At 73.3% G+C, this 18,883-nt stretch carries 12 protein-coding genes and 1 pseudogene; 1 reads left to right on the top strand and 12 read right to left on the bottom strand.

Annotated elements, in window-relative coordinates:
• Positions 1 to 9 precede the first annotated feature (9 nt).
• The 6 genes and pseudogenes from AC0VY3_RS24430 to AC0VY3_RS24405 all read right to left on the bottom strand — a co-directional run bounded on the left by AC0VY3_RS24430 (position 10) and on the right by AC0VY3_RS24405 (position 9,129).
• Positions 10 to 1,560, bottom strand: coding sequence for an exopolysaccharide biosynthesis polyprenyl glycosylphosphotransferase (locus AC0VY3_RS24430; protein ID WP_475550597.1), 1,551 nt, complete (start codon positions 1,558 to 1,560; stop codon positions 10 to 12).
• Positions 1,561 to 1,954: 394 nt separating this feature from the next.
• Positions 1,955 to 2,317 (bottom strand): annotated as a pseudogene (locus tag AC0VY3_RS24425) (hypothetical protein); the annotation flags it as partial.
• A gap of 85 nt (positions 2,318 to 2,402) precedes the next feature.
• Entirely contained in the window at positions 2,403 to 5,006 is a 2,604-nt protein-coding gene (locus AC0VY3_RS24420) for an ATP-binding SpoIIE family protein phosphatase (RefSeq protein ID WP_475550596.1), read from the bottom strand.
• A 96-nt stretch (positions 5,007 to 5,102) separates the two neighbouring features.
• Positions 5,103 to 5,732: an alpha-ketoglutarate-dependent dioxygenase AlkB gene (locus tag AC0VY3_RS24415; protein ID WP_103509522.1), complete on the bottom strand. Its 630-nt coding sequence runs from the start codon at positions 5,730 to 5,732 to the stop codon at positions 5,103 to 5,105.
• Between the two features lie 60 nt (positions 5,733 to 5,792).
• Positions 5,793 to 7,370 (bottom strand): GMC family oxidoreductase, encoded by a 1,578-nt coding sequence (locus AC0VY3_RS24410; RefSeq protein WP_103509523.1) that lies wholly within the window; start codon positions 7,368 to 7,370, stop codon positions 5,793 to 5,795.
• Between the two features lie 289 nt (positions 7,371 to 7,659).
• A complete protein-coding gene (locus AC0VY3_RS24405) occupies positions 7,660 to 9,129 on the bottom strand; it encodes an aldehyde dehydrogenase family protein (protein WP_242742825.1) in 1,470 nt (489 codons plus the stop codon).
• Positions 9,130 to 9,480: 351 nt separating this feature from the next.
• On the opposite strand from AC0VY3_RS24405, the gene AC0VY3_RS24400 reads away from it, so the two are divergent.
• Complete coding sequence (locus tag AC0VY3_RS24400) at positions 9,481 to 10,698, top strand: FAD-dependent monooxygenase (RefSeq protein WP_103509526.1); 1,218 nt, start codon at positions 9,481 to 9,483, stop codon at positions 10,696 to 10,698.
• Positions 10,699 to 10,810: 112 nt separating this feature from the next.
• Here the strand turns inward: AC0VY3_RS24400 and AC0VY3_RS24395 are convergent, their stop codons facing one another.
• The 6 genes from AC0VY3_RS24395 to AC0VY3_RS24370 form a co-directional block, all read right to left on the bottom strand.
• On the bottom strand, positions 10,811 to 11,539 hold the full coding sequence (locus AC0VY3_RS24395) for an ABC transporter ATP-binding protein (RefSeq protein ID WP_103509527.1): 729 nt from the start codon (positions 11,537 to 11,539) through the stop codon (positions 10,811 to 10,813).
• A gap of 10 nt (positions 11,540 to 11,549) precedes the next feature.
• Positions 11,550 to 12,428 (bottom strand): ABC transporter ATP-binding protein, encoded by an 879-nt coding sequence (locus tag AC0VY3_RS24390; protein WP_475550595.1) that lies wholly within the window; start codon positions 12,426 to 12,428, stop codon positions 11,550 to 11,552.
• Positions 12,425 to 14,521 carry a branched-chain amino acid ABC transporter permease gene (locus AC0VY3_RS24385; protein ID WP_475550594.1) on the bottom strand — a complete coding sequence of 699 codons (2,097 nt, stop codon included), beginning with the start codon at positions 14,519 to 14,521 and terminating at the stop codon, positions 12,425 to 12,427. The genes AC0VY3_RS24390 and AC0VY3_RS24385 overlap by 4 nt, the downstream gene beginning before the upstream one ends.
• A gap of 1 nt (position 14,522) precedes the next feature.
• Positions 14,523 to 15,728: an ABC transporter substrate-binding protein gene (locus AC0VY3_RS24380; RefSeq protein WP_475550593.1), complete on the bottom strand. Its 1,206-nt coding sequence runs from the start codon at positions 15,726 to 15,728 to the stop codon at positions 14,523 to 14,525.
• A gap of 125 nt (positions 15,729 to 15,853) precedes the next feature.
• Entirely contained in the window at positions 15,854 to 16,258 is a 405-nt protein-coding gene (locus AC0VY3_RS24375; RefSeq protein ID WP_103509534.1) for a roadblock/LC7 domain-containing protein, read from the bottom strand.
• Complete coding sequence (locus AC0VY3_RS24370; RefSeq protein WP_475550592.1) at positions 16,255 to 18,705, bottom strand: sensor histidine kinase; 2,451 nt, start codon at positions 18,703 to 18,705, stop codon at positions 16,255 to 16,257. The genes AC0VY3_RS24375 and AC0VY3_RS24370 overlap by 4 nt, the downstream gene beginning before the upstream one ends.
• Positions 18,706 to 18,883: the final 178 nt, after the last annotated feature.

Below are 18,883 nucleotides of genomic sequence, written 5' to 3'. Positions count from 1 at the left end.
GCCCCGCCCTCAGTACGCCCCGCGGCCGTCGGTGACGGCGCGCACGGTGCGGGCGAGGAGTCCCAGGTCGGCGGCGACCGACCAGTTGTCGACGTACCACAGGTCCAGCGAGACCGTCTCCTGCCAGCTCAGGTCGGAGCGGCCGCTCACCTGCCACAGGCCCGTGAGCCCCGGCTTCACCGCGAGCCGGCGATGCTCCCGCTCGTCGTAGCGCGAGGCCTCCTCCGGCAGCGGCGGCCGCGGACCGACCAGCGACATATGCCCCAGCAACACATTGAGAAGCTGCGGGAGTTCATCGATCGAGGTGCGCCGCAGCAGCCGTCCGACCGGTGTCACCCGGGGATCGCCGCGTATCTTGAACAGTGGCCCGTCGACCTCGTTGGCCGCGGAGAGCTGTGCCTTGAGCTCCTCCGCGTCCGCCACCATCGTGCGGAACTTCCACATGGTGAACGGCCGGTTGTGCTGCCCCTGCCGGATCTGCCGGTGGAAGACCGGCCCCCGCGAGGACAGCCGGACGCTCAGCGCCACCGCCAGTAACAGCGGCGCCAGGGCCAGCAGTCCGACCAGGGCGCCCGTGCGGTCCAGCACGTTCTTGAACACCGCCTGCGGGCCGCCCCGCAACGGCGGCGCTACGTGCAGCAGGGTGAGCCCGGCCGCCGTGACCGGGCGCACCCGCTCCGCCGCCACCCCGGACAGCTCCGAGAGCACGGACAGGGCGACGCCGCCGTCGTGCAGCCCCCAGCCGAGCCGCCGCAGCCGGTCACCGGTCAGCTGGGGCCCGGGAGCCACCAGCACCAGGTCCGCCGCATGGGCGTAGACCCCGCCGAGCACCGTGCTCACATCGTCGTCGGCCGGGCAGGACGCGAGGCGCCCCGGCATCTGCACCCCGTCCAGCTCCAGCCGGGCGGACCCCACCGGTATCGCGGCGACCAGCGAAAAGTCGTGATCCGTACGGGAGGTGAGCAGCCCGGCCGCCCGGTCCACGCCGGCCGCCTCGCCGACCAGCAGCACCCTGCGGACCCGGTGGTCCCGGCGTCCGGAGAGCGGCCACCGGCGCAGCCCCGCCACCGCGGTGGCGACGAGCAGCCCGGGCGCCACGGCCACCACGGCCGTGGCCGGGTCCACCGGGCTCCCCGCCGCGGTGTGCAGCACGGCCAGCAGACCGATGAGTACGAGCCAGTCCCCGACCGCTCCGAGCGCACCGCCCGGCTCGGTGCTCGGCGGGTCGGTGTACCGCCCCCGGGCGCCCCGCAACCCGGCCCACATCAGCCCCGCCACCGCGGCGGCCGCCACCGGACGGGGCTGGTCGCCCGCGCGCAGCAGCAGCCAGGCCGGACCGGCCAGACCCAGCAGGTCGGTCAGTGCGGCGAGGGCCGGCCCGGGAGCCTTCCTCCGCCGGACCGGCGCCTGGCCGGCCGGGTCGCGCTGTGCCGTCGGGGCCCTCCACAGCTGCTCCAGGGCCGCCGTGCGATTCCGGGAGGCGGCGGTGCGGGGGCGCGGCGCGCCCCGGAGCCCCACCGGTCCGGATAGGTCGGTTTCCGGTATTTCGACATGCCCCATGAACCCCCCAGTCACAGTCGCACCCCCACAAACGGGACGCATCCGTCGATCCCATGGACTGACGGATGCGCCCTCGCCCGGTGCACGATATCCACACACGTGCCATTTCGCTGGAGTTCCCGTGAAGTTCAGACGGCTCGGTCCAGACACCTCCGATCGGCTGGAACCATCCGATGTCGCCTTCTGTGTACGGATGTTGAGGGAGTGGCAGACGGGTAAGCGCTTGTGCCCGGCGGGCGGGCACGGGCGGCGAGCGGAGGCTCCGGCTCCGCTGCACCGTGCCGGGAACGCACGAACCCCCTGGCGGGCGGGTGCCCGGCCAGGGGGTTCGCGTGATCCTCGCCGTGCCGCCAGGGGTGGTGAGCGGACGGAGAGGGGCTCTACGGGGTCTGAACGCTCCGTCCGTGCGCCGCTTGGCGCGCCGGTGGACCAGCAGCCTGGCGCCAACGAGCCCGGCTGCTGCGAGAGTTACCGACATCACAGTTGCTCCGGTGGCGGCCAGGCTGCCGCCGCCCGAGGCCGTCGTGACCGTGAGCGTGACAGCGGTGGTCCGGGTGGTGCCGACGTCGTTGCGGAACTCGGCGCGGTAGCGGTAGCCGTCCTGGGCCGTGCGCGCGGTGAAGGTGAGCGCCGACTCCGTCGCGCCCTCGACGTTCTTCCAGGTCTGCGCGCCGTCCGTGCTGACCTGCCGGCGGACCGTGGGCTCCGGGGTGCCCTCCGCCTCCGCGGTGAGGGCGACCTCCTCGCCGTCCTGGGCCGGACACCCAGTCGATCTGGGGAAGGCACACCTGGATTCACGTCTGTTGGGTTGTCAACGAAGTGGCCCGTACCGGCCGCAGGGGTCAGCCGGCTCCGGCCGACGGGAGGGTCTGCTCGGTCCAGATGGTCTTCCCGGTCGGGGTGTACCGCGTGCCCCACCGCTGGACGAGCTGCGCCACGATGAACAGGCCGCGCCCGCCCTCGTCGTCCTCCGCGCTGTGCCGCAGGTGCGGCGAGGTGTGACCGGTGTCCGATACCTCGCACACCAGGGTGCGGTCCCGGATGAGGCGCAGCCCCAGCGGCCCGCCCCCGTACCGCACCGCGTTGGTGACCAGCTCGCTGACGACCAGCTCGGTCGCGAACGACAGCTCCTCCAGCCCCCAGGCGGCCAGTTGCCCGGTGGCCAGCTCGCGGGCGCGGCCCACCGACACCGGTTCGGCGGTCAGCTCCCAGTCGGCCACCTGTTCCGCGTCCAGCTCGCGGGTACGGACCAGGAGCAGGGCCGTGTCGTCGGCGCTCGTGCCGCCGGGCACCAGCGCGGACACCGCCCGGTCGCACAGCTCCTCCAGCGACGCGCAACCGCCGCCGAGCACCCCGCCCAGCGTGTCGAGGCCCTGCCCGATGTCGTGGTCCCGGGCCTCTATCAGGCCGTCGGTGAACAGCGCCAGCAGGCTGCCCACCGGCAGGTCGATCTCCATCGACTCGAACGGCAGGCCGCCCAGGCCCAGCGGCGGCCCGGCGGGCAGGTCCGGGAACGACACCCGGCCCCCGGGTTCGACGATCGCCGGAGGCAGATGCCCGGCACGCGCCATGACGCAGCGCCGGGAGACCGGGTCGTAGACCGCGTACAGGCAGGTCGCGCCGGTGATCACGTCGTACGTCTCGACCGCCCCGCCGTACGCGTCCGACCGGTCCTCCGCGGGCTGCCCCACCAGGTCGTCCAGCCGGGTCAGCAGCTCGTCGGGGGCCATGTCGAGCTGGGCGAAGGCCCGTACGGAGGTGCGGAGCCGGCCCATGGTGGCGGCCGCCTGGAGCCCGTGCCCGACCACGTCCCCCACCACGAGACCGACCCGGGTGCCGGACAGCGGGATCACGTCGAACCAGTCCCCGCCGACACCGGTCACGTCGTCGGCCGGCAGATAGCGGTAGGCGGTCTCCACCGCGGACTGCGGCGGCAGATGGTGGGGCAGCAACTGTCGCTGGAGGGCGAGGGAGGCGGTGCGTTCGCGGGTGTAGCGGCGCGCGTTGTCGATGCAGACGGCGGTCCGGGCCGTCAGCTCGTCGGCCAGCGCGACCTCGCCGTTGTCGAACGTGGTCGCCCGGTCGGGGGCGAGCGCCCGGCCCGAGGCGTCGGGGCCCGCGCCCCGTTCGAAGGTGACGAGCCCCAGGATGCCGCCCCCGGCCCGCAGCGGGACGACGAGGGTGCCCTCGTCGAGCACGAGCCCGCCGGAGGACAGGCTGCGGTGCTGCGGCGAACCGGGCGGATAGCCGACCGGCGGATACGGCGCCGGGGTCTCGCGGGAGGCTGCCGGGGCCTCGCCGGAGGCGTCGGGGGCCTGTGCGGCTTCCGGCGGGACGGTCTCCGGCAGGGCGAGGTCCGGCGCACCGGCGCCCGGCTCCGACCGTTCCGCGACCCGCAGTAGGGACATGTCCGCCGTGCTGCCCACCGCCGCCGTCTCCCCGGTCATCGCGGCCCGGGTGACATCGACCCGTACGGCGGCGGCGAAGTCCGGCACGGCCACCTCGGCGATCTCCTCGGCGGTGGTGGCCACGTCCAGGACCGTGCCGATCCGGCGGCCGGCCTCGACGAGCAGGGCCAGCCGTTCCTGGACGCGGTAGCGGTCGGTGATGTCGAAGGCGTCCTCGCAGACGCCGAACACATGCCCGTGGGCGTCCTCCAGCCGGTAGTAGGCGCAGGACCACAGATGGTCCCTCCCCGGATCGCTGGGCGGCTGCCCCCGGAAGTTCAGGTCGAGGATCGGCTCGCCGGTGTCGATCACCTGGTGCATGACGCCGTCGAGCGTCTGCGGATAGCCCGGGCTCACGAAGGAGCCGTCGGAGTAGAGCTCATCGGCCCGCATGCCCCGGAACGCGGCCAGCGGCTGCCCGATCTCCCGTTCGTAGGCGGTGTTGCACCAGGTCAGCCGCAGATCGGTGTCGTAGATCGCCAGTCCGACGGGCGACTGGGTGGCCAGCCCCTGGAGCAGGGCGATCCGGGACTCCCAGTGGCGCAGCTCGCCCACCTCGGCCGCCACCATGATCCGGTCCGGCGCGCCCGGAGTCCCGCTGCCCGCGGTGCCGCCCGGCAGCGGACAGGTCGCCGTCGCCACCAGCAGCTCACGGCCGTCGCGGGTGCGCGCCACGTGGATCTCGTTGCCGACGAGGGACGAGGGTCCGAGACCGGGGGCGGCCGCTGCGGCGACGGGGGCCGGTTCGACCGCTTCGGGCGGCGGGGACGGACGGGGCGGCCCGTCCGGGGAAGCGCCGCCGGCCGTGACCGGGTGCGCCGAGAGGAACGTGCCAAGGGGCCGCCCCAGGACCTCGGAGGGCCCGTAGCCGAGCAGCTCGGCGGCCGCGGGGCTCCAGCCGATGACGGTGCTCTCGGCGTCCAGGACCATCGTGGCCGCCCTGGTTATGTCCAGGGGGCCACGGAAATCGGCGCTCTCCGCCGTGTTCGCCGCGCTCACGGCGCGACCCCGGCCCGTTTCATTACCCTCAGAATCCGCCCTGCCCGGGACCGGCACAACCGCGGTGACCCGGTCCGGGCCTGCGGGGCACCGGCGTCAGCGCACCCCGTCGGGCCGGAACTGCACACTGACGCGCGGCCCGACGGCCCGCGCGGTCTTGGGGATCGCATGCTCCCAGGTGCGCTGGCAACTGCCGCCCATGACGATCAGGTCGCCGTGGCCGAGCGGCCTGCGCACGGGGGCGGGGCCCGGGCGGCGCGGCCGCAGGGCGAGGTGCCGGGGCGCGCCCAGCGAGAGGATCGCGACCATGGTGTCCTCGGTGCCTCCCCGCCCGACGGTGTCCCCGTGCCAGGCGACCCCGTCCCGCCCGTCCCGGTAGAAGCACAGCCCCGCCGTGGTGAACGGTTCGCCGAGCTCGGCCGCGTAGTGCCTGCTCAGTTCGGTACGGGCGGCCTCCAGCGCCGGATGCGGAAGAGGGTCGTGGCGGCCGAAGTGGGCCAGCAGCCGGGGGACCGCCACCACGCGCTCGTACATGACGCGCTGCTCGGCCCGCCAGGCGACATCGCGTACCAGTGTCTCGAACAGCGTGTCCGCGCCCCGGAGCCATTGCGGCAGCACGTCGATCCAGGCCCCGTGGCCCAGGTCGGTACGGTGCAGCCCGCTCAGGGGGCGGGTGCCGACCTCGGCCTCCTGGTCGAAAAGTGAGCTCTGCAGGTGTACGGCCATGGGGTGAGCGTAACGCTATTCGAGCAAGTGTGCGAATATCTGGGCGGTGGCGACGCATGCTCAACCGGTGACGGGGAGGGGCCCTTCCTTGATCAGATCGGCACACTTCTCGCCGATCATCATCGTGGTGATGCACGGATTGACCGTCGGCAGGAACGGCATGACGGACGCGTCGGCCACCCGCAGACCCCGGACCCCCTTGACCCGCAGCTGCGGGTCGAGCGGCGATTCCACGTCCTCGACCGGGCCCATGCGGACGGTGCCGGCCGGGTGGTACACGGTGTTGTGCGTCTCGCGGATGTAGTCGAGCAGCTCGGCGTCCGTGGTGGCGCCCGGCCCCGGCGCCAGCTCCGCGCCCGCCCAGTCGGCCATCCGGGGCCGCGCGACGATCTCCCGCGCCAGCCGCAGTCCGTACGTCATCACCCGTACGTCGTGCTCATCGGTGAAGTAGCGCGGATCGACCCGGGGCTTGTCCCGGAAGTCCCGGGTCCGCAGCCGTACCGTGCCCCGCGACCGGGCGCGGGTGACGTTCGGGGTCAGGCAGAAGGCGTTGTCCGAGGTCGGGTAGCCGCGCCGGTAGGTGTTCATGTCGAACGGCACCGAGCCGTAGTGGAACATCAGGTCGGGCCGGTCGAGCCCCGGCTCGGTGTCGGCGAAGATCCCGATCTCCCACCACTGGGTGGAGGTGGTGACCATGGGCCGCTTCGCCTCCCACATGATCACGCCCTCCGGGTGGTCCTGGAGGTGCGAGCCGACGCCGGGGGAGTCCACCCGTACGTCCACGCCGGTGTCCCGCAGATGCCCGGCCGGGCCGATGCCGGACAGCATCAGCAGCTTCGGGGAGTCGATCGCCCCGCAGGAGACGATCACCTCGCGCCGCGCCTGCACCGCACCGCTGTGGACCGTGTCGGGCTCCAGATACTCCACCCCGGAGCACCGGTCGCCGTCGAACAGCAGCCGCTTCGCCTGGAGCCCGGTCCGTACCTCCAGGTTCGGCCGCTTCCCCAGCACCGGGTGCAGATACGACACCGAGGCCGAGGAGCGGGTGCCGTCCTCGCGGGCGTTGATCTGGAACCAGTGCGCGCCCCGGACCACCGTGGAGCCCGTGTTGAACGGCACGGTGGGAATGCCCGCCTCCGCGCAGGCCTCCAGCAGAGCCGTACCGCACGGGTCGCGGGGCGGCACGGTCCGGATGGTGACCGGACCGGAGCGGCCGTGGTGGTCGCCGGGCGCGTCGTTCGTCTCAAGACGCCGGTAGAGCGGGAAGCAGTCCGCCGCGCTCCACCCGGTGCAGCCCAGCGCACCCCACTCGTCGAGGTCCTCGGCCGGGGCCCAGAAGGCGATGCAGGAGTTGTGCGAGGAGCAGCCGCCGAGCACCTTGGCGCGGGCGTGCCGCATGAAACTGTTGCCCATCTCCTGCGGCTCCACCGGGTAGTCCCAGTCGTAACCGGACTCCAGCAGCGCCATCCACCGCTCCAGCCGCAGGATGCTGTCGTCCCCGACGTCCGAGGGGCCCGCCTCAAGGACGCAGACGGTGACGTCCGGGTCCTCGGTGAGCCGGGCGGCGATGACGGCGCCGGCCGTACCGCCGCCGACGACGACGTAATCGAACGCGGGTACAGGGCTTGCTTCGGACATCGGGTCTCCAGGGCTCAGGCGGCCGGCGGGGCGGAGGCGGGGGAGGAGCGGAAAGGGCTGCGAGGTCGCCCCGGGCCTCGAACCGGATGGCGATCGCTATGTTGATGATCACCGAGAGGGCCTGCGGCTGGTGGATGTTCACCACCGGGATCACGCTTCGATCCGGCGGGCAGGCTGTCGTCGTGTGCCTTGGTGGACATCAGCTCACCGATCGCGTTGCCGTCGTGCCCTGTCTGCGACCACTTCCCGCTTCCGGGCGCGGAACCGGGCCCCGGCCCCGTACCCGTGGTCACTCGAACCACCGCTGGGGGACCGCCGCGACGTTGCGCCAGATGTGCTTGGCCTCCTGGTACTCGGCGAGACCGGCCGGACCCAGCTCGCGGCCGAAGCCGGACTGCTTCATACCGCCCCACTCCGCCTGCGGCACGTAGGGGTGGAAGTCGTTGATCCACACGGTGCCCGCCCGCAGCCGCGAGGCCACCCGGTGCGCGCGCCCGCCGTCCTGCGTCCAGACGGCGCCCGCCAGCCCGTACACGGTGTCGTTGGCCAGCCGGACCGCGTCGTCCTCGTCCCGGAACCGCTCGACCGTGAGCACCGGACCGAACGACTCGTCCTGCACCACGGACATCGAGGTGGCGCACTCGTCCAGCACGGTGGGCGGGTAGTAGAAGCCGCCCGCCAGCGCCGGATCCTCGGGCCGCGCGCCCCCGCAGCGCAGCACCGCGCCCTCGGCGATGCCCTCGGCCACGTACGCCTCGACCTTGTCGCGGTGCGCGGCGGAGATCAGCGGCCCGCTGCGCGCTTCCTCGTCGAACGGCCCGCCGAGCCGGATCCGGCCCGCTCGCGCCACCAACTCGTCGGTGAACCGGTCGTGCAGCTCGTCCTGGACGAGGAGCCGCGCCCCGGCGGAGCAGACCTGCCCCGAGTGCAGGAAGACCGCCATCAGCGCGTAGTCGACGGCGGTGTCGAAGTCGGCGTCGGCGAAGACGATGTTCGGATTCTTGCCGCCCAGCTCCAGGGCGACCTTCTTCACGGTGGGCGCGGCGGCCGCCATGATGCGCCGCCCGGTCGCGAGCCCGCCGGTGAACGACACCAGGTCGACCCGCGGATCCTCGGTCAGCGGCGCCCCCACCACACCTCCCGCCCCGAGCACCAGATTGGCGACCCCGTCCGGCAGCCCGGCCTCGGCCAGCAGCCGCATGAGGAGGATGGCGGTGTGCGGGGTCAGCTCGCTCGGCTTGAGCACGAACGTGTTGCCGGCCCCGAGCGCCGGGGCGACCTTCCAGGCGGTCTGGAGCAGCGGATAGTTCCACGGCGTGATGAGCGTGCAGACGCCGACGGGCTCGTACACGATCCGGCTGTCGACGTCCGCGAGCCCGGTGTCGACGACCCGGCCCGCGTCCCCGGCCGCGACGAGGTTGCCGAAGTACCGGAAGCAGTTCGCGATGTCGTCCATGTCGTAGGCGCTCTCGACCAGCCGCTTCCCCGTGTCCAGCGACTCGGCCCGGGCGAAGACGTCCTTGTCCCGCTCCAGCAGCTCCGCCACCCGCAGCAGCAGCCGTCCCCGCTCGGCGGCCGGTGTCCCCGGCCAGACCCCCTGGTCGAAGGCGCGCCGGGCCGCGGCGACGGCCGCGGCGGCGTCCTCGGCCCCACCCTCGTCGACCTCGGCCACCGGCGTGCCGTCGGCCGGACAGCGGATCTCCCGCTTCCGCCCCTCGGCGGCCGCGGTCCACTGGCCATCGATGAACAGCTCCGGCATGGGTTCCTCCTGTACGGGGGCGGGACGGGCGCCCCGCCGGGTGCGGGCCACGGCGACGACCGGCTCCCCGGGTGACGACGTCAGCACAGACAGTAGGGGTGGCCGGGTGCGTGCGCAGCGCGGGCGCGGCCGTTCGGAGCATGCGACCCCGCCGGCCCGCCGGCCGGGCACGCACCGCACGGGGCCGGGCACTCCTCGCCCGATAGGATCCGGTCCGGCCCCTGACCTCAGGTCATGGGCCGGTCAACAGTCGCTGAAACAGGGCGATTTACGCCCTGCCGCGCCGCCATGAGAAGCGCGTCCGCCGGGCGGCCGGAACAGCCGGAACACCGAGTGAGTGGAGCGCCAGTCATGCGTGGAGGCAGTGTCGCCGTGGTCGGCGGCAGCATAGCGGGGTGTGCCGCGGCCCTGGCCGCGTCGCGCGGGGGAGCGGAGCGGGTCACCGTCCTGGAGCGCGCCGACGACCGGCTCCGGGACCGAGGGGTGGGCATCGCCCTCCAGAGTGACCGGTACGAGGAACTGCGGGAGGCCGGGTACGTCGCGCCGGAGATGCCCTGGGCGCCGCTGACCCGGCGGGTGTGGAGCGTGCGCGACGGCGAGGCCGACCACGGCCGGGCCGTCGGCGAGCAGCCGTTCCCCTTCCGGGCCTACAGCTGGGGCTCGCTGTGGAGCGAGCTGCGCCGCCGGGTGCCCGAGGAGGTCACCTACCGGTCCGGCGCGGTGGTCACCGGGGTGGAGCCGGACGCCGACGGTGTGACGCTGCGGCTCGCGGACGGGTACGAGGAGCACTTCGACGTGGTGATCGGGGCCGACGGATACCGCTCCGTCGTCCGCGAGGCCATGTTCCCCGGCGCGGACGCCACGTACGCCGGGTACATCGGCTGGCGCGGGACCTCGTCGGACGTCGCGGACCTTCCGTCGGACGGCGACGACGCGCACAACATCGTCTTCCCCGGCGGTCATTGCATGATCTACCGCATCCCGGACGGCGTCGGCGGCCACCGGCTCAACTGGGTTCTCTACACCGCGCCGCCGCAGGCCGACGGTCTCCATCCCGACCTGCGGACCCCCACCTCGCTGCCGCCGGGCCGGCTCAACTCCGAGCTCACCGAGCGTCTTCGGGCCCTGGTCGCCGACAACTTCCCGCCGTACTGGGCCTCCAGGGTGCTCCGCACCCCCGCCGACACCACCTTCATCCAGCCCATCTACGACCTGGAGGTGCCGCACTACACCTCCGGGCGGATGGCGCTCGTCGGCGATGCCGCCAGCGTGGCCCGCCCGCACATCGGCGGCGGCAGCGTGAAGGCGCTCCAGGACGCCACCGCGCTGGAGGCCGCCTGGAAGGCCGGGAGCAGCTGGAAGGAGGTCCTGGAGCGTTACGACGCCGGGCGCGGGCCCGTCGGGTCCGCCATGGTCGCGCTCGCCCGCCGGATGGGCGACGCGCAGGTCGAGAACACCCCGGACTGGTCCGCCATGGGCCAGGCCGAGTTCGACGCGTGGTGGCAGGGCCAGAACAAGGGCTCCGACCGGCGCAGCGGCTTCGGCGGCCACAGCATGAAGGCCGGGTAGGCGGGCGCGGAGTGCGCGCGGCACGGGTGCGGTGACCCCGCGGGGGTCGTCGCGCTCGTGCCCGTACCGCGTCGTGCCCGTACCGCGCCCGTGCCCGTACGGCCGTCGTGTCTCAGGCCGCCGTCGGGGCCAGCTCCAGCGCCGCGTGCAGCGCGGTGGCATCGGCGCGGGCGTCCGCACCGGCCATGCGCAGCGTCACCCGCCCCGAGGTGAGGACCGTGAGCGTACGGGCGCACTCGGCGGCCTGGGCGGGGCTGGGCGACACCAGCAGGACCGCGATGCCCTCGGCCGCCAGCGTCGTCACCAGCTCGTGGACCTGCCGGACGAGCACCGGCGCGAGGCCCTCGGTCGGCTCGTCGAGCAGCAGCACCCGTGGCGAGCCGAGCAACGCGCGGGCCAGCGCCAGCATCTGCTGCTCGCCGCCGGACAGATCCGTACCCCGGTTGCCCCGGCGCTCGCCCAGCCGGGGCAGCAGTTCCAGGACCCGCGCGGGGGTCCATACGCTGGGGCGCGTCGTGTCGCCCCGGCGCGGCGGACGGTAGGACAGCCGCAGGTGCTCCTCGACGGTGAGCCCGGCGAACACCCGGCGGCCCTGCGGTACGAGCCCGATCCCGGCGCGGGCGATCCGGTGCGCGGGCCGGCCCGTCACCTCGCGGCCGTCCAGGGTGACGGTTCCGGCGCTCGGGCGCATCAGCCCGGCGACGGTGTGGACGAGGGTGGTCTTGCCGGCGCCGTTGTGGCCGACGACGGCATGGACCGTGCCGGCGGACACCGACAGGTCGAGCGCGTGGAGGACGGTGCCGCCGTGGTAGCCCGCGGTCAGGCCGGTGAGTTCGAGCATCGGGGGCCGGTCATCCTCTCGCTTCGGTGACGGGCGCCGCTTCGGTGGCGGGATCCGCTTCGGTGACTGGTGCCGCTTCGCCGACTGCTGCCGTCGAGCCGGAGCCGTGGTACGCGTCGCGGACCTCGGGGTGCGCCAGCACCTCCTGGGTCTCGCCGGTGACGAGCACCTTCCCGGCGGCCAACACCGTGACCGTCGAGGCGATCTGGGCGACCACCTCGACATGATGCTCCACCAGGATGACCGCCACGCTCGCCGGCAGACCGCCGAGGATGCCGAGCAGCCGGCCGATGTCGCCGTCGGTCAGTCCGGCCGCGGGCTCGTCCAGGAGCAGCAGCCGGGGCGCGCCCGCCAGCGCGGCGGCGAGGTCGAGCATGCGGCGCTGCCCGTGCGAGAGGGTGGAGGCCGGGCGACGGGCGAGGTCCGCCAGTCCCACGGTCTCCAGATGGCGGCCCGCGGACTCGGTGTGCTGCCGGTAGCGGGACGGGCTGCGCCACGCCCCGCGGCGCTTCGGATGGTGCGGCCAGCCGGCCAGGACGACATTGTCCAGCACCGACAACTCCGCTATCACGGAAGGCTGTTGGAAGCTGCGGGCGATGCCGAGACGGCTGCGCCTGGCGGTGGATGTACGGGTGATGTCGGCGCCGTCGAGGGCGATCGTGCCGTGATCGGGTCGGTCCGTGCCCGCGATGAGGTTGAGCAGGGTGGTCTTGCCCGCGCCGTTGGGGCCGATGACGGCGTGCCGGGCGCCCGCCGGGAGCCGCAGGCCGACGTCGTCGACGGCGGTGAGCGTGCCGTATCTGCGGGTGAGCCGGGTGAGGTCCAGCACGGGCGGCGGGGTGGTCGCGGGGGCGGACGCCGGTGCCGCGGTGGTCGGTTCGGGTGTCATGGGGAGACCTTCCCGGCGGGGGCCGAGGTGGGGACGGGCGGCGGCTGATCCGGTGGCCGGGGCGCGTCACAGGACGGCCCGCCGCCGGATCCGCGGCGCAGACCCGCAAGACCGCGCGGCAGCACGTACACCGTGGCGACGAAGAGCACGCCGAGCAGCAGCGGCCCGTGGCCGGGCCAGGAACCGGCGACCCAGTCCCGGGTGGCGACGATGAGCCCGGCGCCCAGCAGTGCGCCGATCACCGACGTCGTACCGCCGATGACCACCGCCAGCAGGGCGAACGCGGCGATCTCGAACCCGACGTCGGCGGGGGAGAGGTACTGCTGGACGGTCACCATCAGCGAACCGCCCACACCGGCCAGCGCGCCCGCGCAGATGTGGGCCACCAGCAGATAGCGCCCCACCGGATGCCCGGAGGCGCGCATCCGCGCCTCGGCGCCCCGGGTGCCCGTCAGCAGCTTCCCCGCCGGGGAACGCAGGACGAGCAGGGTGAGGGCCACGGCGACGACGGCGACGACGAGCGCGTAGGTGTACAGCTCGCTCTCCTCCAGCATCCCGTCCCCGCCCCAGAGCGCCTGCGTGGCCGGGAAACCGACGAGACCGTCGGCGCCGCCGGTCACGGACTTGAGCTGGTTGACGACCGCACCGGTCAGCTCGCCGATGGCCAGCGTGATCATCAGGACGGTGGTGCCGCGGGCCCGGATCACCGCCGGCCCCACCACCGCCGAGAAGACGGCGGCGGCGAGCGCCGAGAGGACGATCTGGACGGGGCCCACCGTCCACCCGGCGTCCGCGAGGTTCGCCGTGGCGTACGCGCCCACGGCGAACGGCGCGGTCTGCCCGAGGGTGGGCAGCCCGGCGTAACCGGTGAGGATGGTGACGCTGACCGCGAGCAGCCCCAGGGCCAGTGCGGAACCGGCCAGCGAGATGCTGTACGCGTCGAGCAGGGCCGGCAGGGCGATCAGCACCACGAGCAGCACGAGCAGCGGAGCCGCCTGCCACCACGCGGCCCTGCCCGGCAGCCGGCCGACCCACACCGGCACCCGGTTCCCGCCCGCTCGGGGGGCCGTGACGCTCCGGTCCGTGGCCCGGTCCTGACCTCGGCCCCGGTCCGCCTCCGACGCCTTCGCCGACCTCGCCGCATTGCCCGACGGCCGTCGCAGCCGGGCCGCGAGAGCGCCCCGCAGCCGGGCGATCGGGTCCGCGACAGGGCCCTCGGGTCCGTGCCCCGTCGCCGGTTCCGCGAAGCGGGAGCGCAGCACCAGCACCGCCGCCATCGCGGCGAAGAGCAAATACGGCGCCAGCTCGGGCGCCAGCGAGACGCCCAGCGTCTGCACCTCGCCCACGGCGACCGCCGCGAAGAAGGTCGCCCACAGCGAGCGCAGGCCGCCGAGCACGACCACCACCAGGGAGAGCATCAGCACGTTCTCGGACGTGCCGGGCCCGGGGCCGATGATCGGCGCCCCGAGCACACCCGCCGCCCCGGCCAGCGCACCCGCCGCCGCGAGGACGCCGGTGTGCACCGCCCGGGGGCTGAGCCCGGTGGCCGCGAGCATCTGCGGATCGTCGGCGGCGGCCCGTACCGCCGCACCCATCCGGGTCCGGGTCAGCACCCAGGTACCGAACGCGGCGAGCAGCACGGCCATCACGATGAAGCAGAGCCGGTAGGCGGGGTAGCGGTGCCCCAGCAGCCTCACCGAGGAGTCGAGCGCCTCGGGTACGCGTACGGGGAGCTCGTCCGCCCCGAAGAACTGGATGAGCAGATCACCGCCGATCAGGGCGAGCCCGAACGTCAGCAGTGCCTGCGCGAGATGCCCACGCCGGGCGAGCGGAGCCGTCGCGGCGGACAGCCCCGCCCCGGCGACGCACGCCGCGGCGGTTCCGGCGGCCAGACCGAGGACGAGCCCGCCCCAGGTCCCGTCGCTCAGCTCGGCCCCGGTGTAGGCGCCGATCGCGTACAGCGTGCCGTGCGACAGATTCAGCACACCCGCCGTGCCGAAGGCGAGACTCAGACCGGCGGCGACCACGAACAGCAGCAGCCCGAAGGCCACTCCGTCCACCGCCGGTACGAGGTGGGCATCCAGGAGATCCATGTCAGCTGCCGAGCGTCGCCAGGTCCTGGACCATGACGTTGGCCAGCTGGGAGCCGTCCGGCCGCACCTGGCGCAGATACCACGTCTGCACCGGCGAGTGCGCCTTGTCGCCGAACTCCCAGGCGCCGCGCGGACTGTCGATCTGGCCGAGACCCGCGATGGCCTTGTTGATGGTCTGCGGCGTCACGTCGCCGTCCTTCGCCGCGTCGGCGATCGCCTTGTCCAGCACGGCGGCCGCGTCGTACGACGACATCGCGTAGGTGGTGGGCTGGGTGTCGTGCTCCGCGGTCCAGTCGGCGGCGAACTTGCGGTTCGCCTCGTTGTCCAGGTCCGCCGCGTAGTTCAGGACGGAGTAGATGTCCTTCGCCGCGGGCCCCTGGGCCTGGAGCACGCTGCCCTCGGTGACGAACGCCGTGTACAGCGGCAGATCGGCGATGTCGGACTGGGCGTACTGCTTGGCGAAGTCGATCGCGGCCTTGCCGGCGTAGAAGCAGTACACCGCCTTGGCGTCCGTCTTGGCGATCTCCGCGAAGTACGGCATGAAGTTGGTCGTCTTCGGGAACGGCGTCCAGGTGGTCTTGCCGTCCGGATTGGCGAGCTTCCCCTTCACCCGCTTGAACTCATCGGTGAAGCCGCGGAGTTCGTCGTAACCGCCCTGGTAGTCCGGGCCGATCGCGTAGACCGGTCCGTCGACCTTCTCCTTGATGTACGGAGCGATGGCCTTGCCCGGCTCGTCGGACAGGAAGCTCGTCGTCCACACGTACTCGATGTCCTTGACCGGCGGCCGGGCGTTCGACCCCAGGAAGGGGATCTTCGCCTGCTGGGTCAGGGGCAGCACCGCGTTGACCGATCCGCCGCCGACGAGGCCCGTCAACACGTCGACCTTGTCCTTCTTTACCAGCTTGGTGGCCGCGGGCACGGCGGTCGGCGGGCCGTCGCCCTCGTCCGCCACGATGAGCTCGACCTTGCGGCCGCCCAGCTTGTTGCCGTGGGTGTCCAGATACAGCTTGAAGCCGTCCCGCAGCTCCGTGCCGACCGGCTCGTACGTGCCCGACAGGGAGGCCACCAGGCCGACCTTCACGGTGTCGTCGGAGGAGCCGCTGTCGCCGCTGCACCCGGTGACGGCCGCGAGGCCGAGGGCCAGGACGGCGGCGCCGACGGGACGGAATCTGCGGTGGCGGGGACTCGATGGGGCGAAGGGGAACATGAGGGCTCTCATCAGGGGTGGAGGGGCAGCGGGCGTGGCGGGGGGCGGCAGGATCGAGGGGTCCCGGTCGGGACCGGGCGCGGCCGGGGGAGGCCGGGGGAGGCCGGGGGAGGCCGGGCCGGAGGTCAGCGCGCCGGCGGCAGGCTCGCGTCGCGGACCTGGGGGGACAGCGAGTCGCCGACCTGGTTGATCAATTCGGACATCATGTAGCTGACCTCACCGATGTCCGCGTCCCTGGTGGTGGTCACGAGCAGCGAGGCGCCGCTGGAGACGGCCATCGAGAACATGTAGCCGCCCTCCATCGCGGTGAGGCTGTGCTCCACGGGGTCGGTATTGGTCAACTGGGCCGCTGCGGACAGCAGGTTGACGACGCCGGACGCGATGGCGGCCAGCCGCTCGGCGTCGTCGCGTTCCACGCCGGTGTACGCCAGCGCGAGTCCGTCCACGGACACCGCTATCGCCTGGGTGACTTCCGGGAGACGCCCGGCGAAATCGCTCAGGATCCAGCTCAGGTCGGAGGAGGTGGTCATTTCTCGGTCCGTTCGGTGTTGTCGTCCGGGGCGGAACGCCCCCGGTGGTTCGTGCTCCGGTTGATCCCCTGGGCGTAGGCCGCCAGTACGTCGGAGACCTGCCGGGAATCCCGGCGGCGGGGCGACGGTCGCGGAGCACCGGTGCCGGGCCGCTGTTCGGCGCCGGCCCGCTTGCCCCCGGCGGGCCACTGCTGAGGTGTTCTGCGCTGCCGCAGCGGCAGCCCCGAGGAACTGACCCCGGCGACCCGCGACACCGGCTCGTCGTGCACGGGATGCGGTGCGGGAGCGGTGTCGTGCCCCCGCTCACCCGTGGGGGCGGACGCGGGTACGGACGCCGTGTCGTGCCCGTGCCCGTGCGCTGGCGCGGCGGCGGGCGCGGTGTCGTGCCCCCGTTCACGGCCGGCGATCCCCGAGCCGACCGGGGCGCCCCCGTGGCCGGGCCGCGTGTCCGCCGCGGTGGGCCGGCGGCGACCGCTCGGCCCCGGCGGTGTGATCGGGCGCGGCGCCTCGTAGCCGACATCGCTGCCGAGCCCGCCCTGCGACGGCCCCTGGTCCTCCTTGAAGTCCAGGGCCAGCACCTTCGCGGGCAGCGTGACCTCGGCGATGGTGCCGGGGCCCGAGGAGTCGCGCAGTTCGACAACGATGCCATGGCGCGCGGCGAGCCGTGCCACCACGTGCAGACCCATGGACCGTACGTCGCCGATGCCCGCCTGCGGTTCGCGCAGCGCGGCGTTGTGGACCGCGCGGCGCTCCGCCGTGATGCCCACGCCCTCGTCGACGATCTGCACGACCGCCCGGTCCCACAGCCGCCAGACGGCGACCCCGACCTGCTTGTCCGGGGGCGAGTACCGGGTCGCGTTGTCGAGCAGCTCCGCCAGGATGTGCGCCACGTCGTGCACGGCGCGGGCGGTGACGCCGATCCCCGACTCGATCACGCCGAGCGAGACCCGGTCGAAACGCTCGATCTGCTGGGCGGCGGCCACGATGACGGTGGAGCACCCGACATCGGCGGACCGCACCCGGGCGTTGCCGTAACCACCCAGCACCAGCAGGTTGTTGGTGTTGCGCTCCATGCGGACCGCGAGGTGGTCGAGAGCGAAGAGGGTCTTCATCCGTACGGGGTCGGCCTCGTCGCGTTGCACGGTGTCCAGCTCGGACACCATGACCGCGGTCAACCGGGCTCCCCGGCGCGCGACCCCGACCAGCGTCTCGGCCAACTGCTCGTGCGTCTGAGCCTGTTGCGCGGCAAGACGGACGGCCTCGTGGTGGACGGCGTTGAACGCCTCACCGACCTCGCCGATCTCGTCCTGGCCCGTGGTCCTGACCGGGTCGCCGGTCCGCCGGGCCACCTCCTCGGGCGTCGCCCCGCGCAGCGCGCCCGGCCGGGACAGCTCGTTCATCACGGCGGGCAGCCCCGAGTGGGCGACCTCGTGCGCGGCGTTGCGCAGATCGCGCAGCCGCCGGATCATGACGCGGCCCAGGCGGATCGCGACGACGACGACGCCGACCAGGGTCAGGATCACCAGGGCGACTTCCGCGCCGGCCGTCCAGACGAGGGTGGTGCGTGCGTCGGAGACCTGGGCGTAGACGGCGGCGTCGACCCGCTTCTCCACCGAACGCAGGAGGCCCTGACGGTCGTTGGCGGCCTTCTGCCACTCCTCGGGAGTGACCGTGATGTCCTTGCCGGTGCCCGTGCGCCCGATCTCGTCCTCCAGCCGGCGGGCCTCCAGCGCCTTCGCCCCGGAGAGGGTGCGCTCCAGCCAGGTCCGCCATTCGCCGGGCCCGAGGTCGAACATGACGCCGATCGACTCGGTGTAGCCCAGCCGGCCGGCGTCGAAGGTCCGCTGCGAGGCGGTCGTGAAACCGCCCGCGGCCTGGGCCCTCGCCACGGTGACCTGCTGCTGGGCGGTGTGCTCGGCGGCCTCGGACAGGGCGGCCGCGGCACGGATCCGGTCCGCGATGTCGGCGTCGACGCCGTCCGCCTGCGCGATGCCGTCGCGGTAGCTGTTGAGGTCGGCGATCACGATCCGATAGCCGAAGGCGAGTGCGGAGACGGTGCTGCTGCCCGAGCGTACCTGGGCGCGCAGCCCGGGCATCTCCTCGATGAAGCGCTCGATACGGTCCAGGGCGCCCTGTGCGCTGCCGGGCACCGAGGAGAGACCCTTGGTCCGGCTGCGGAACGTGGCGATGCTCTTGTCGGTGGCGCTCGCACGTAACCGGAAGGCTTCCGCGTCCCCCTGTTCGGAGATCAGGGCGGTGGCCGCCGCCCGTTCACGCTGCAACCGGTGGGCCAGCTCGCTCGCTCCGTCGGCGGCATCGACCATCGAGGTCAGCCGGCCTGCCTGGAGCGCCTGGTTCGTCGCCGGTGCGAGGGCGAGAACCGAGAAGGCGACGGCGACGGTGAGCGGTGCGGTGACGAGGAGTACGAGGCGACGATTGATTTTCACTGCGCGGCTCCGTGGCCGGAACCGGGCTCGAATATCGGTGACACTCAGATACCTGTTAACGGGTTGTGGGGGTGTCGGTGAGGTCGTGCAAACGGGGTCAGCGATGCTGGTGGGGCAGCAGAGGCCCCAGGGGCACGCGGCATGATCCTATGCCGTAGTGCGCTCCTCCGGATGGGGG

The organism is Streptomyces sp. iso_384, from assembly GCF_056172905.1.
The sequence above is the reverse complement of the archived record's forward strand: the minus strand, read 5'-3'. Positions and strand labels throughout refer to the sequence as shown.